This is a genomic window from Mesorhizobium sp. HAY1-8B, assembly GCF_056868045.1.
Genome location: NZ_CP200321.1, coordinates 1,751,326 through 1,765,022 on the forward strand (window position 1 = coordinate 1,751,326; position 13,697 = coordinate 1,765,022).

Annotated in this window: 15 protein-coding genes; 14 read left to right on the forward strand and 1 reads right to left on the reverse strand. The window is 63.3% G+C overall.

Translation table 11 applies throughout. From position 1 onward, the window contains the following. The first annotated feature begins 1 nt into the window (after position 1). The 13 genes from AC1VON_RS08530 to trmB all read left to right on the forward strand — a co-directional run bounded on the left by AC1VON_RS08530 (position 2) and on the right by trmB (position 12,561). On the forward strand, positions 2-1,105 hold the full coding sequence (locus tag AC1VON_RS08530) for a DUF1513 domain-containing protein (RefSeq protein WP_483121506.1): 1,104 nt from the start codon (positions 2-4) through the stop codon (positions 1,103-1,105). Between the two features lie 97 nt (positions 1,106-1,202). Beyond that, positions 1,203-1,880, forward strand: coding sequence for a tRNA (adenosine(37)-N6)-threonylcarbamoyltransferase complex dimerization subunit type 1 TsaB (tsaB, locus tag AC1VON_RS08535; protein ID WP_483121508.1), 678 nt, complete (start codon positions 1,203-1,205; stop codon positions 1,878-1,880). After that, positions 1,880-2,374 carry a GNAT family N-acetyltransferase gene (locus tag AC1VON_RS08540; protein WP_172347075.1) on the forward strand — a complete coding sequence of 165 codons (495 nt, stop codon included), beginning with the start codon at positions 1,880-1,882 and terminating at the stop codon, positions 2,372-2,374. Before tsaB ends, AC1VON_RS08540 begins: the two co-directional genes overlap by 1 nt. Before the next feature lie 130 nt (positions 2,375-2,504). Then, entirely contained in the window at positions 2,505-3,305 is an 801-nt protein-coding gene (gene olsA / locus AC1VON_RS08545) for a lyso-ornithine lipid O-acyltransferase (RefSeq protein WP_483121510.1), read from the forward strand. Positions 3,306-3,380: 75 nt separating this feature from the next. Then, positions 3,381-4,790, forward strand: coding sequence for a tRNA (N6-isopentenyl adenosine(37)-C2)-methylthiotransferase MiaB (gene miaB, locus AC1VON_RS08550; RefSeq protein ID WP_172347073.1), 1,410 nt, complete (start codon positions 3,381-3,383; stop codon positions 4,788-4,790). Positions 4,791-4,926: 136 nt separating this feature from the next. After that, positions 4,927-5,919, forward strand: coding sequence for a PhoH family protein (locus AC1VON_RS08555; protein WP_019863063.1), 993 nt, complete (start codon positions 4,927-4,929; stop codon positions 5,917-5,919). A gap of 18 nt (positions 5,920-5,937) precedes the next feature. Continuing rightward, complete coding sequence (gene ybeY / locus AC1VON_RS08560; protein ID WP_483121513.1) at positions 5,938-6,444, forward strand: rRNA maturation RNase YbeY; 507 nt, start codon at positions 5,938-5,940, stop codon at positions 6,442-6,444. Between the two features lie 27 nt (positions 6,445-6,471). Further along, positions 6,472-7,566, forward strand: a complete 1,095-nt coding sequence (locus AC1VON_RS08565) for a hemolysin family protein (protein ID WP_483121515.1) — start codon at positions 6,472-6,474, stop codon at positions 7,564-7,566. Between the two features lie 15 nt (positions 7,567-7,581). Continuing rightward, positions 7,582-8,052 carry a VOC family protein gene (locus AC1VON_RS08570; RefSeq protein WP_483121517.1) on the forward strand — a complete coding sequence of 157 codons (471 nt, stop codon included), beginning with the start codon at positions 7,582-7,584 and terminating at the stop codon, positions 8,050-8,052. 200 nt (positions 8,053-8,252) lie between these two features. Further along, the gene (lnt, locus tag AC1VON_RS08575; RefSeq protein WP_483121519.1) at positions 8,253-9,842 is read left to right on the forward strand and encodes an apolipoprotein N-acyltransferase; all 1,590 of its coding nucleotides are present in this window, start codon (positions 8,253-8,255) and stop codon (positions 9,840-9,842) included. A 137-nt stretch (positions 9,843-9,979) separates the two neighbouring features. Beyond that, the gene (locus AC1VON_RS08580; protein ID WP_172352762.1) at positions 9,980-10,399 is read left to right on the forward strand and encodes a helix-turn-helix domain-containing protein; all 420 of its coding nucleotides are present in this window, start codon (positions 9,980-9,982) and stop codon (positions 10,397-10,399) included. 168 nt (positions 10,400-10,567) lie between these two features. Beyond that, entirely contained in the window at positions 10,568-11,833 is a 1,266-nt protein-coding gene (metK, locus tag AC1VON_RS08585) for a methionine adenosyltransferase (RefSeq protein ID WP_140775500.1), read from the forward strand. A gap of 26 nt (positions 11,834-11,859) precedes the next feature. Beyond that, positions 11,860-12,561: a tRNA (guanine(46)-N(7))-methyltransferase TrmB gene (trmB, locus tag AC1VON_RS08590; RefSeq protein ID WP_483121521.1), complete on the forward strand. Its 702-nt coding sequence runs from the start codon at positions 11,860-11,862 to the stop codon at positions 12,559-12,561. 26 nt (positions 12,562-12,587) lie between these two features. Here the strand turns inward: trmB and AC1VON_RS08595 are convergent, their stop codons facing one another. Next, complete coding sequence (locus tag AC1VON_RS08595; protein WP_140775498.1) at positions 12,588-12,752, reverse strand: hypothetical protein; 165 nt, start codon at positions 12,750-12,752, stop codon at positions 12,588-12,590. 290 nt (positions 12,753-13,042) lie between these two features. On the opposite strand from AC1VON_RS08595, the gene rimP reads away from it, so the two are divergent. Next, a complete protein-coding gene (rimP, locus tag AC1VON_RS08600; protein ID WP_483121523.1) occupies positions 13,043-13,690 on the forward strand; it encodes a ribosome maturation factor RimP in 648 nt (215 codons plus the stop codon). The last annotated feature ends 7 nt before the right edge of the window (positions 13,691-13,697 follow it).

Consider the following 13,697-nt stretch of genomic DNA (forward strand, 5'->3'; position numbering starts at 1 on the left):
CTTGAAAACGCCGCTGATCGATCGCCGGGATTTCCTGAGAGCCGCGGGCATCGGCTTTGCCGTTGCGATGACTCCATCGGCCTGGGCGAAGACGCTCGCTGCCGACGCCGTCTTCGCCACCGCTTTCGTCAAGCGTGACGGCAGTTTTGGCGCCGCCGTCCTGTCCGAGGCCGGCAAGGTGCTGCATGCGATCGACCTGCCCGATCGCGGCCATGATGTCACTTTCGATCCCATCTCGAAGCGCTCGGTGGTCTTCGCCCGCCAGCCCGGCACCTTCGCCGTGGTTTTCGATCACAGTGGGCGCGACGCCCCGCTGACCATCGCCAGCGTCACCGGCCGGCATTTCTTCGGCCATGGGGTGTTCTCGCCCGACGGAGCCCTGCTCTATGCCACCGAGAACGACTTCGACAACGCTGCCGGCGTCGTTGGCATCTACGACGCGCGGGCGAAGTTCAGCCGCATCGGTGAATTCCCGACTTACGGCATGGGTCCGCACGAGCTTCTGCTGCTGGGCGATGGCAGGACGATCGCGGTCGCCAATGGCGGCATCGAGACCCATCCCGATTATGGCCGCGCGGAACTCAACATCGCCACCATGAAGCCGTCCTACGTGCTGATCGATCGTGTCACCGGCGACCTGATCGAGAAGCATGAATTGGCGGCTTCCCTGCACCAACTGTCGATCCGCCACATGGACACCGACCAGGCCGGCACCGTCTGGTTCGGCTGTCAGTATAGGGGGCCGGGCACCGATCGTCCGCTGCTGGTTGGTCGCGCCGCGCGCGGCAAGGATTTGCAGTTGCTCGACATGTCGCCGGACGTGCTGTCCGGCTTTCGCAACTACATAGGCTCGGTCGCCGCCAATCCTTTAGCCGGCACCGTCGCCGTCTCGTCGCCGGAAGGCAATTCGCTTGCCGTGATCGACGTGGCGAGCGGCAGGGTGGTTTCGACCAGTGCGCTGGTCGAGGTCTGCGGCCTGGCGCCGGACGGATCTGGCTTCATGGCAACCACCGGCGCCGGCGAGATCATCGAGGGCAGCGGCGCGACACGGTCGGAACCGGACTATGTCTGGGACAACCACATGCTGCGCATCGAGCAGGTTTGACGGCGCCCTGGCGGAAGCGAAGCCGCTTAACAAATTATGCTTGCGGTGGCGCGCCTTGGCGGGCACAGGGAAGTTGTTTTTCGGAACCGGTCGTTTCATGAAAGTGCTTGCCATCGACTGTGCCGCCAGCCTCTGCGCCGCCTGCGTCTACGACGCGGCGGCCGGGCGGGAGCTTGGCCGCGTGGTGCTCGATCTCGGCAAGGGCCATGCCGAGCACCTGATGGCCGTCATCGCCGAGGCGCTGAAGGCGGGCGCGACCGACTATCCCGGCCTTGGCGCCATTGCCGTCTCTGTCGGCCCGGGGTCCTTCACCGGTCTGCGCGTCGGCGTGTCGACCGCGCGCGGCCTGGCGCTGGCGTTGAAAATCCCGGCGATCGGGGTGACGACGCTCGAGGCACTGGCCGCCGAGGCGGCAGCGGCATTTCCCGGCCGTGCCGTGCTGGCGGCGCTTGATGCCGGTCGCGAGGAAATCCATGCCGCGCTCTACGACGAAATGTCAGGTTTGACTTACGGACCAGCGGTGACCACATTGTCGGAAGCCACTGCCCTGGCGGTGGAGAACCTTGCGGTGCTTGCCGGCACCGCGGCGGTGCAGATCGCCGCATCGGCGGGTCGGATTTCCGACATCGGGCCTCGGACGGCCACCGCCGACATTGTCACATACGCCCGCCTCGCCGCCGCCAAAGGCGAGGGTGAAAGGCCGAAACCACTTTACCTGCGCGGCGCCGATGCAAAGCCGCAAGCCGGATTTATTCTTTCAAGGCAACAAAATTAATGCGCATACCTTTCTTACAGCCGCGGCGCCGGGACTATGCACTCGAGCCGCTCAGGATCACCGACAGCCCTGCGGTCTCGTTGCTGCATCGCGAGGACTTTGTCCGCCCGTGGACCGATGGCGAGTTCGCCGCTTTGCTCGGACAGGACACCGTGTTCGGTTATGCCGCGCGCGAAACCGGGCAGGGTGCCAAGCCACCCGTCGGCTTCGTGCTGGCCCGGCTGGCCGCCGGCGAGGGCGAGATCCTGACTGTCGCGGTGGCGCGATCCCATCGCCGCCAGGGATTGGGCTGGCAGTTGATGGACGCCGTGTTGCGCGAACTGCATGTGCAACGCGCCGAAGCGCTGTTCCTGGAGGTAGACGAGACCAACGTCGCCGCGATCGCCCTGTACCGTCGGCTGGGCTTCCGCGAAGTCGGCAAGCGCCCGGACTATTACAAGTCGCCCGATCGCGGGCCGACCGGCGCGCTTGTCATGCGCCGCGATCTTCGCTAGCCAGACGCCGCATGACCCCGAAAATCGGTTCCGATTTTCGGAAAGGATCGTGCGTCGAAATTAAAGCATTACGGCGTCCTTTGCGCGTCCAAGAGAACGCGCGGCGCTGTAATGGCAGGATCAGGACAGCATGATCGGAAAAATCAGGATTTTCCTGGCCCTGGGCCTTGTCGTCGCCGGTTCGCTGGTCCTGGTGCCGCTGCAGATCCTGTCGATGAAGACCGGCTGGTGGCCGGAAACCTTCATCCTCAAGATCTGGCACAGGCTTGTCCTCAGGGCGCTCGGCATGCGCGTCCATGTCAAAGGGGGCCTGTCGGCCAAGCGCCCGTTGCTCGTTGCCTCGAACCACATCTCCTGGACCGACATCATGGCGCTGGGCTCTTTTGCCGATGTGAAGTTCATCGCCAGGGCCGATATGGAAGGCTGGCCGCTGATCGGCATGCTGTCCAAGCTGCAGCGCACCGTCTTCATCGAGCGCGAGCGCAAGCGTTCCTCCGGCGACCAGGCAAGCGAGATCGCCAGCCGCATGGCCAAGGGCGACGCCATGGTGCTGTTCGCCGAGGGGTCGACCGGTGACGGCAACGTTGTCCTGCCATTCAAGAGCACGCTGTTCGGCGCTGCCTCGATGGCGATTTCGGAGGGAGCGGCCGAGCAGGTGTTTATCCAGCCCGTGGCGATCGCCTACACGCGCCTGCATGGCGTGCCGCTCGGCCGTCGGCACCGCCCGATCGCGGCCTGGATCGGCGACGAGGATCTGATGCCGCATCTCAAGGTGCTGATGGCGGAAGGCGCGCTCGACGTCGAAGTGCATTTCGGCGAACCGATCGCCTTTGCGAAGGGTTCGAACCGCAAGGAAACGTCGAAGCTGATGGAAAGCCATGTGCGCGGGATGATGCAGGCGGCACTCGCCGATCCGCGCCCAAGCCGCTAGCCCCGACATGCGCCTTGGGGGCGCACGCCGAGAATCGTCTGTTTTTTGTCACGGAAAGGCGTTAGAAGCCGCCGGATGGACTTGAACACGATTGAAAGCGACGACATCGGCACGGTGGCCGGACAGCCGGCATCGCTCGCCACGGCAGCGAAGAAGGTCTTCATCAAGACCTATGGCTGCCAGATGAACGTCTATGACTCCCAGCGCATGACCGACGCGCTGGCCGCCGACGGCTATACCGCGACCGATGCCATCGGCGAGGCCGATCTGGTGCTGCTCAACACCTGCCATATCAGGGAGAAGGCGGCCGAAAAGGTCTATTCCGAGCTCGGCCGCATCCGCGACATGAAGGCGGAGCGCGCCATTGCCGGCCGCGAACTGCTGATCGGCGTCGCCGGCTGCGTGGCGCAGGCCGAGGGTGCGGAGATCATCAGGCGTTCGCCGGCCGTCGACCTGGTCATCGGGCCGCAGACCTATCACCGCCTGCCCGACGTGCTGGCTAGAGTGCGCGGCGGCGAGAAGATCGTCGAGACCGACTACGCCATCGAGGACAAGTTCGAACACCTGCCACAGCCCAAGCGCGCCGAGGTGATCAAGCGCGGTGTCACCGCCTTCCTCACCGTGCAGGAAGGCTGCGACAAGTTCTGCACCTTCTGCGTCGTGCCCTATACCAGGGGCTCGGAAGTTTCGCGGCCGGTGGCGCAGATCGTCGCGGAAGCCGAGCGCCTGGCCGAAGCCGGCGTGCGCGAGGTGACGCTGCTTGGCCAGAACGTCAATGCCTGGCACGGCCAGGGCGGGAACGGTGAGGAGTGGGGCCTTGGCCGGCTGCTGTTCCGGCTGGCTGAAATCCCCGGCCTGGCCCGGCTGCGCTACACCACCAGCCACCCGCGCGACATGGATGACGAACTGATCGCGGCCCACCGCGACCTGCCGTCGCTGATGCCTTATCTGCATCTGCCGGTGCAATCGGGCTCCGACCGCATCCTGAAATTGATGAACCGCAGGCACACGGCCAGGGATTATCTGGCGTTGCTCGATCGCATCCGCGCAGCGCGCCCCGATATCGCCTTGTCCGGTGACTTCATCGTCGGCTTCCCCGGCGAGACGGAAGCCGATTTCGAGGCGACCATGGAACTGGTCCGCCAGGTGAACTACGCTTCGGCCTTCTCGTTCAAATATTCGCCGCGCCCGGGCACACCGGGCGCCGACATGCCTGATCATGTGCCGGAAACGATCAAGGACGAGCGCTTGCAGCGCTTGCAGGCACTGCTCCTGAAACAGCAGCAGGATTTCGGCTTGAGCCTTGTCGGCAGCACCATCGACACGCTGATCGAGAAGCCTGGCCGCCAGGCTGGTCAGAAGGTCGGCCGCTCACCTTGGCTGCAGCCCGTTATTGTTGATGAAAAGGCCGGCGAAATCGGTGACATTATCCAGGTGCGAATCACGAAGACGGGCTACAACAGCCTGTTCGCCGAGTTGGCCTGATGCATGTCGCTCAAAAGTGGTCCCGGTTCTGGGACAACGACATGCATAGCCACAGACCTCGGCAGATGAGGAGAGACGGTTGAGCGCAGCAGAGCTGAAGAACCTGCCCCCGGTACCGGCATCTGGGGCTTCTGACATGGCGCACATCGTTCTGACTTTCGACAACAACAAGCTTGCCAGCGCCCTTTACGGTCAGTTCGACGAGAACCTCGCCCGGCTCGAGCAGAAGCTCGGCGTCGATATCCGCTCGCGCGGCAACCAGCTGACCATCAAGGGGTCAGCTTCGGCCGCCGAGCAGGCACGCCGCGCCTTGGACAATCTCTACGGGATTCTGCAGAAAGGCGTCGATATCGGCCAGTCCGATGTCGACGGCGCCGTGCGCATGGCGGTCGCCGCCGACGATCAGCTGACGCTGCCGACGCTGGAGCGCAAGGGCAAGGTCTCCGCCGCCCAGATCGCCACCCGCAAGAAGACCATCTATGCCCGCTCGTTGAACCAGGACGCCTATATGCGGGCGCTCGAGCGCTCCGAACTGGTATTCGGCATCGGTCCGGCCGGCACCGGCAAGACCTATCTGGCGGTGGCGCATGCGGCGATGCTGCTCGAGCGCGGCATGGTCGAGCGCATCATTCTGTCGCGGCCGGCCGTCGAGGCTGGCGAGCGGCTGGGCTTCCTGCCCGGCGACATGAAGGAGAAGGTCGATCCTTATCTGCGGCCGCTCTACGATGCGCTTTACGACATGATGCCGGCCGACAAGGTCGAGCGCGCCATTGCCGCTGAAGTCATCGAAATCGCACCTCTTGCCTTCATGCGCGGCCGTACCTTGGCGCATGCCGCTGTTATCCTCGACGAGGCGCAGAACACCACGCCGATGCAGATGAAGATGTTCCTGACGCGTCTTGGCGAGAACTCGCGCATGATTGTCACCGGCGATCCGACCCAGATCGACCTTCCTCCGAGCACCAAATCGGGCTTGGTCGAGGCCTTGCGTGTCCTCGACGGCGTGGCCGGCGCGGTAACCGTGCGCTTCAACGATGTCGACGTCGTTCGCCATCCGCTGGTGGCGGAGATCGTCAGGGCCTATGACCGCGATGCCAAACTGGCGCGGGGCCTCGGCGCGGAGAATTGATTTCAGCGATGCGGCTTCATGCCTGAGGACAATTTATCCGGCGACGGGAGCCCTTCGGTGCCCGTCGACATCGATATATCGGTCGAAGCGGGCGACTGGCCCGATGAGGCAAGCCTGACGCGGCTGGTCGATCGGGCGGTTGATGCTGCTTTCGCCGAGACCGGCGTGGCCGGTCGTTCCGAGCTCAGCGTCGTTTTTTCCGACGACGCCCATATCCGTACGCTCAATGCCGGCTGGCGCGGCAAGGACAAACCCACCAACGTCCTGTCTTTCCCGGCTTTTCCGCCCGTGCCCGGCGGCCCACTGCCGCCGATGCTGGGCGATATCGTGCTTGCCGCCGAGACAGTGACGCGCGAGGCGGCACTGGAAGACAAGCCCCTGGAGAACCATATCACCCATCTCGTCATCCATGGCCTGCTGCATTTGCTGGGCTATGATCACGAGACCGACGCCGAGGCCGAGGCTATGGAAGCCATCGAACGCGCAGCCCTTGCAAGGCTTGCCATTCCCGATCCCTACGCGTAACTACATCTGACAATTGACCGGACGACGATGAACGACAAACCAGAGACTGCCGCCCGCCCCGACGCCGGCAGTGCGCCCAAGGCTTCCGATACGTCGGAAGAGGGATCAAGTCCGAGTACCGTTACCACTGGTGCTGCCAACACCGGCAGCGTTGCCAGCGAGTCTTCGCCTGCCGGCCCCTCCCTGTTCGACCGCGTTTTGGGCCTGTTCAGGCAACGCAACGGCACCAGCCTGCGTGAGGAAATCGCCGGCGCGCTGGCCGAGACGGCTAGCGACGTCGAATCCTTCTCGCCTGGCGAGCGCGCCATGCTCAACAACATCCTGCGGCTGCGCGAGGTGCGCGTCGAGGACGTCATGGTGCCGCGCGCCGACATCGAGGCGGTCGAGATCGCCACAACGCTCGGCGACCTCTTGGGCACCTTCGAGCAGTCCGGCCATTCCCGCATGCCGGTTTATTCCGAGACGCTCGACGATCCGCGCGGCATGGTCCATATCCGCGACGTGCTGGCCCACATCACCAAGCTCGCGCGCGTCAAGAAGGGCCGCACGACCAGAAAGACCCCCGCCGCCACGCAACTGGATCTCGCTCAGGTCGACCTCGCACGCACCATCGGCGAGCTCAATCTGATCCGCCAGGTTCTGTTCGTGCCACCATCGATGCTTGCTTCCGACCTGATGGGCCGCATGCAGACGACGCGCACGCAGATGGCGCTGGTCATCGACGAATATGGCGGCACCGACGGACTTGTGTCGCTCGAGGATATTGTCGAGATGGTCGTCGGCGACATCGAGGACGAGCATGACGATGATGAGCCGATGATCACCCAGGCCGGGGACGGCGTGTTCATCGTCGACGGCAAGGCCGAGATCGACGACGTCGCCAAGATGATCGGCGAGGACTTCGCCGCAGGCGAGCACGGCGAGTATGTCGACACCATTGGCGGCATGATCTTCAACACGCTTGGTCGCGTGCCGACGCGTGGCGAAGTGGTACAGGCCATTCCGGGCTTCGAGTTCCATGTGCTCGATGCAGATCCGCGCCGCGTCAAGCGCGTGCGCATCGTGCAGAGCCAGAAGGGCGAGCGCCGCCGGCGGGCTACGGCGCGCACCGAACAAGCCTGAACGGTTCGGCTCTCGATGACGATCGACGACCCGTTCAGGCACGCAAGTCTGGGTTCCGGCGTTTTCTACAGGGATCCTCGCGCAGCGCTGGCATGGCTCGAAGCGGCTTTTGGCTTTGAGCCCAGCATGGTGGTGACCGATGCCGCGGGAAAGCTCGTCCACTCCGAGATGCGGTTCGGCGATTGCTACATCATCGTCGATTCCGAATGGAGCGATTATGTCGCGAGTCCTGCTTCGGTGTCGGGCAAGAACACGCAGTCGGTCTATGTGAGGCTCGTGGGCGCGCTGGATGCGCATTGCGAGCAGGCGCGCGCGAGCGGCGCCGAAATAATCCAGGAGCCGGCGGATCAGTTCTACGGCGAACGCCAGTATCGAGCGCGCGATCCCGAGGGTCATGTCTGGACCTTCACTCAGCCCATCCGTTCCGTTTCCCGCGAAGAGGCCGAGCGGCTGAGTGGCCTGCGCATCGACGGCTGGCACCGTTAGTGGGCGTCGCCCAGAAGTGACCTCGGTTTTGGCAGAACGACATGCATAAAGAACAAAGACCTGAAGCGTGTCGCATGAATCCGTTTCGACGCGGCGCGTTTTAGAGCGGCGGTCGAGGCATCCCGGCCGATCGGCCGTTTGGAGCGCAGGCCGCGGCCTGATAAATCTTGCGTCCTGATTCGCGCGACTCGGAAGTATGCATGGAGCGCCTTGCCGGCCGGATAATTCTGCTTTGGGGTTGGCGGCGCGCGCTCGTGGCCTTTCTTGCCGGAGCGCTGACGGTGCTTGGGCAGGCGCCCTATGATTTCTTCGCAGCCTGCTTCATTTCGTTTCCGGTGCTGGTCTGGCTGCTTGATGGCGCGACCGGCGAAGCCTCCGGCAGCCTGTTCCGGCGCCTGCGGCCGGCCTTCGCCGTCGGCTGGTGGTTCGGTTTCGGCTATTTCCTCGCCGGTCTCTGGTGGATCGGCTCGGCGCTGCTGGTCGAGGCCGATGATTTTGCCTGGGCGCTTCCCTTCGCCGTGGTCGGTATTCCCTTCGCGCTCGCCTTTTTCTATGGCTTCGCAACGATGGTTGCCCGCCTGCTGTGGAGCAGCGATATCGGCCGCATTGCCGCCTTGGCCTTCGGCTTCGGGCTGACGGAGTGGCTGCGCGGCTTCCTGTTCACCGGTTTTCCCTGGAATGCGATCGGTTACGCGGCAATGCCCGTGCCTCTCTTGATGCAGAGCGTCTCGGTGACCGGCATGATCGGTATGAATGCGCTTGCCGTGTTCCTTTTTTCGCTGCCCGCGCTGCTGGCGGCGCGCCGGCATCTTCGCCTGGGCGCGGCGCTATTCATCCTGCTTGCAGCGGCCCATGTCGGGTTCGGCTATGTCAGGCTTGCCGCTCCTGAAAAGCCGGCGCAGCGCAGCCTTGATGTCCGCATCGTCCAGCCTGCCGTCGACCTGTCGGAAAAATGGGACGCCTCGGTGCGCGATCGCATCTTCGCTACCTTGCTGGGCCTGTCCGCCAAGGCGCCGGACCCCGGTCACGGTAAGCCGCAACTCATTCTTTGGCCGGAAACCTCGGTGCCATTCCTCTTCACCGAGCGTCCGGATGCGCTGACGGCGCTGGGCGACATGCTGGCCGATGGCCAGATGCTGATCGCCGGCGTCGTTCGCGAGGAAGGCGGCTCCGCGGCCGCCGACAGCCGTTATTACAATTCCGTGGTGGCGATCGACGACAAGGGCGAAATCACCGATGCCGTCGATAAGGTCCATCTGGTGCCGTTCGGCGAATACCTGCCTTTCGCCGACCTGCTCAACCGTTTCGGCATCGCACAGCTTGTTGCTGGGCCGGTGACGTTCGCAGCCGGCAACGAGCGGCACGCCATCACGCTGCCTGGCGGCATCCGAGCCCTGCCATTTATTTGTTATGAGGTGATCTTTCCGGATCTTGTGGCGGTTGACGCTACGTCAGCGCAGCTTATTGTGAACGTTACCAATGATGCCTGGTTTGGGGACACGCCAGGACCTTATCAGCATTTCAGACAAGCCCAGATTCGCGCGGTGGAGAATGGATTGCCCTTGCTGCGTGCTGCCAACAACGGCATTTCGGCCGTCGTCGATCCACACGGACGCATCGTCGATGCGCTGGCGATCGACGCGCGCGGCGCCATCGATGTGAAGGTGCCGATTTCCGGACAGACGGTCGTTTCCTCGGGCCAGCGGCGCATTAACGGAATGCTGATCATGTTGCTGTTTGCGGTGGTGGGGGTGCTGCTGAACGTAAGGCAAAGGCTACGGGTGAATTGACAGTCGACACATTAGAAACTCATACTGTACTGCCTGAAAAATTCTCAAAGCCGGTGGATCGTTCTGTTGGGGCAGTCGCCCCGGCTTTGTTTGGGTGGAAAAAAATCACAAAGCCGAAAAAATTCGGCGAGGAAAATATGACAGAAGAAAACAAGAAAAAACCGAATCCCATCGACATCCACGTTGGAAGTCGCGTCCGGCTTCGGCGCAACATGCTCGGAATGAGCCAGGAGAAGCTGGGCGAGAATCTCGGCATCACATTTCAACAGATCCAGAAATATGAAAAGGGCACCAACCGCGTCGGCGCCAGCCGCCTGCAGGCGATTGCCTCCATACTCGGCGTGCCCGTCGCCTTCTTTTTCGAGGATGCGCCGGGCCAGGAGCCCACGGCCAATCGTGGCTTTGCCGAGGATGCGTCGATGGCTTTCGCCGTGGAATTCTGCGGCAGTCCCGAAGGCCTTCAACTCAACCGGGCCTTCGTCAAGATCGCCGACGTCAAGGTACGCCGCAGGATCATCGATCTGGTGAAGTCGCTCGCCGCGGACGACCTCGACTGACGCTCAATGCGCCTGCCACCGGCGGCATTCGCCGCCGGTGGCACAAGATATTGACATCGACAGTCGTGCCAGAATGGCGGCAACGCTTGACGAGCGGCGCTTTGCCCCGCTAACACGTGGCGCGCCAAAATCGGCAGCCTGCCGATCGTTTTTCAAGAGGGGACACCCGTGACGCGGCAGAATTACTTCTTTACCTCGGAGTCCGTTGCCGAGGGCCATCCCGACAAAGTCTGTGACCGGATCTCCGACGAAATTGTCGATCTGGTTTACCGTGAGGCCAAGAAGACCGGCATGGACCCATGGAAAGTGCGTGTCGCCTGCGAGACGCTGGCGACCACCAACCGTGTCGTCATCGCCGGCGAAGTGCGCGTCCCCGAGACGCTGCTGAAGAAGGACAAGGCAGGCAATATCCTCAAGGACGCGGCCGGTCACCCGGTCGTGAATCCGGCGAAGTTCAAATCCGTCGCCCGCAAGGCGATCCGCGAGATCGGCTACGAGCAGGCCGGCTTCCACTGGAAGACAGCCAAGATCGAGGTTCTCCTGCACGGCCAGTCGCCGGATATCGGCCAGGGCGTCGACAACGCCGCCGACCGCCAGGGCGAGGAAGGTGCCGGCGACCAGGGCATCATGTTCGGCTATGCCTGCCGCGAGACACCGGACCTGATGCCGGCGCCGATCTACTACAGCCACAAGATCCTCGAATTGCTGGCCGCCGCCCGTCACGAAAACAACGGCGAGGCCGGCAAGCTCGGACCGGACGCCAAGAGCCAGGTCACCGTCCGCTACATCGACGGCAAGGCCGCCGAGGCAACGCAGATCGTGCTGTCGACACAGCATCTCGATGCGACCTGGGATTCCAAGAAAGTCCGCAAGGTCGTCGAACCCTATATCCGCGAGGCGCTTGGTGATCTCAAGATTGCCGACGATTGCATGTGGTACATCAACCCGACCGGCAAGTTCGTCATCGGCGGCCCGGACGGTGATGCCGGCCTCACCGGCCGCAAGATCATCGTCGACACCTATGGCGGCGCGGCACCGCATGGCGGCGGCGCGTTCTCCGGCAAGGATACCACCAAGGTCGACCGTTCGGCCGCCTATGCGGCGCGCTACCTGGCCAAGAATGTCGTGGCGGCGAAGCTTGCCGACCGCTGCACCATCCAGCTTTCCTACGCCATCGGTGTCGCCCAGCCGCTGTCGGTCTACGTCGACCTGCACGGTACCGGCAAGGTCGACGAGGCAAAGCTCGAGGAAGCGCTGCGCAGCGTGATGGACCTGTCACCATCCGGCATCCGCCGGCATCTCGACCTCAACAAGCCGATCTACGCCAAGACGTCGTCCTACGGTCATTTCGGCCGCAAGGCCGGCCGTGACGGGTCTTTCTCCTGGGAGAAGACCGATCTCGCCAAGGCGCTCAAGGATGCTGTCGCGGCCTGAGCCGCGACAGACCTCGCGCCAACCAGATGAGCCCTGAAAACAGGCCAAGCCGTACGACCGAAGCCTTCTTCGGTCGTCGACGCGGCAAGCCCGTTCGCCCGCAGCAGGCGGCGGCCCTGGAAAGCGGGCTAGGCGCCTACCGGCTCGATCTGACGGCCAAAGCGCCGTCGGATCTGCGCACTCTGTTTGCGGCTGATATTTCGGCGGTTCGGCTCGAAATCGGCTTTGGCGGCGGCGAGCATCTTCTGCATCGCGCAATCGAGACGCCGACGGTCGGCTTCATCGGTGTGGAGCCGTTCGTCAACGGCATGGCCAAGATGATGATGGCGGTGCGGGCGAGGCCGCTGGCCAATCTCAGGGTTTACGACGATGATGCCACCCGCCTGCTTGACTGGTTGCCCCCGGCCTCGCTCGACGGCATAGACCTTCTCTATCCCGATCCCTGGCCGAAGAAGAAGCATTGGAAGCGGCGTTTCGTCAGCCCGGTCAATCTTGACCGTTTCGCCCATGTGCTGAAGCCGGGTTCAAAATTCCGCTTCGCGTCAGACATCGATACGTATGTCAACTGGACCTTGCTTCATTGCCGGGCGCATGGCGCCTTCGCATGGCAGGCTACGGAAGCGGCGGATTGGCATCGCCCTTACGATGGTTGGCCAGGCACGCGTTACGAGGCGAAGGCCATTCGCGAGGGCCGCCCACCGGCCTATCTGACTTTTATCAGGAAATAAGTGTCACGGCGCCTCCCGCCGGATTTTCAGAAACGACCGATCCGGTTGAAGACAGCCGGATCCATGCCAAGCTTGCGCAGGTCGTCAGCGCGCGGCTTGCGGCCGGCTTCCACGGCGCGCGATGCGGCCACCGCGCTGCCGAACGTCGTGAATAGATCGCCTATGGCGGAAAAAATCTTACGGTTGCTCATGGTCGTGCCCTTTCGCGTCTGCGAAATCTCTCTGAATTTGTGCGATGCACTATAGATGGGGATGCGGCATCAAGGCTCACAGAGGTGCGGCTGCATGGAGGCCATGCGTCTGACGCAACGCTGGCGCGGCGGCGTGACACCTCGTCGGTTTGCCACGGCGGGCTTGAAACACAGGCAGTGTTCGTTTATATCAGCCTCAAATTCTTGGTCGGTATGACGAAGAGTGGGTCCACCCGGTCCCGCTCTTTTTATTACCTGCCGATAGGTTTGAAACGAACGACAGGTAATTGATGACTGCGACGGCAAGCGAAGGTGACGACCGCATCATCCGCGAAAGCGGCATCGATGCGCGCATCGCGCTGATCATTCAGCCGGTGCTGCGCGGCATCGGCTTTCGTCTGGTGCGTGTGCGTCTGTCCGGCCAGAACGGGCTGACGCTGCAGATCATGGCCGAGCGCGAGGACGGCACCATGACCGTCGAGGATTGCGAAGAGGTCAGCCGCGCGGTGTCGCCGGCGCTCGATGTCGATGATCCGATCGAGAAAGCATACCATCTCGAAGTTTCCTCTCCCGGCATCGACCGGCCGCTGGTCCGCAAGTCGGATTTCACGGCGTGGACCGGCCATCTGGTGAAGATGGAGACATCGGTCGTCGTCGCCGATCGCAAGCGTTTCAAGGGCAAGATTGCCGAGGCCGGCGAAAATGACGTGCTGATCGAGCGCGACAAGGCGGCCTATGGCGAGGAGCCGACGGTGCGTGTGCCTTACGACACGATCGCCGAGGCACGCCTGGTCCTGACCGACGACCTCATCCGCGACGCGTTGTCGAAGGACAACAGGGCGCGCAAGGAAGCCAAGAAACGACGCGGCGAGCCGGACGACGACGTGCCAGAGGGTGCGGAAGCGGACGCTACGGAAGAACACGAACAGGAAAGTTGATTGAGCT